The sequence below is a fragment of the Sphingomonas horti genome, assembly GCF_009753715.1.
In the GTDB taxonomy this organism is placed as follows: Bacteria; Pseudomonadota; Alphaproteobacteria; order Sphingomonadales; family Sphingomonadaceae; genus Sphingomonas_B; species Sphingomonas_B horti.
This window is the reverse complement of the sequence record NZ_WQMS01000019.1, coordinates 1-638: the sequence shown is the minus strand read 5'-3', so window position 1 is coordinate 638 and position 638 is coordinate 1. Positions and strand designations below refer to the sequence as shown.

Genomic DNA, 638 nt, shown 5'->3' with positions numbered 1-638 from the left:
ACGAAGATGCCGTGATAGGCATCGTTGGCGTAGATCGCGTTGTTCTGGATCAGGACGTTCTGATAGCCGTAGCTCAGCGGGTCGGAGATGAAGATCCCCTGGATGCCGGTGCCCTCGACGCCGCTGAAATAGGTCTGGAAGATCACATTGTCCTTGATCGTGATGTTCGACTGGCCCTTGGTCTGGCCGGTGTTCCAGAACTGGATCGCATCGGCATGGTCGCCGAGCACCGGGCGGAAATCGCCGAGGTGGTTGCCCTGGATCGACAGCCCGTCATTGGCGATCGAGATGATGCCGTCGGACTGGATCCGGGTGATGCTGTTGTCCTGGATGGTGGTGTTGGTCGAGCTCTGGGCGACGATGCCGCGATGCAGGTCGGTGAAGGTCGAGTTGGTGATGCTGAAGCCGGCATTGTTGCGCAGCATCAGCCCCATGCCGTCGTTGGTCGGATCGCCGTCCTGCGAGCCGTGGATCGTCACGCGGTCCAGGCTGATGTTGGTCGAGCCGGAGATCGCGTTGAGCTGGGTGTAATAGGCCTCGCCCGCGTTCAGCGCGCGGCCGAGGTCGAGGCCGACCAGGCTCACATTCTTCGAGCCGGTGATGGTGAGCCCGTCGAAATGCGCGCCCGCGCCCGGATT

1 protein-coding gene is annotated in these 638 nt (G+C 62.1%); it reads right to left on the bottom strand.

The window, feature by feature from the left end; genetic code table 11:
* Positions 1-638, bottom strand: a 638-nt coding sequence (locus GON01_RS15465) for a right-handed parallel beta-helix repeat-containing protein (RefSeq protein WP_181600261.1), incomplete at both ends; no start/stop codon positions are given.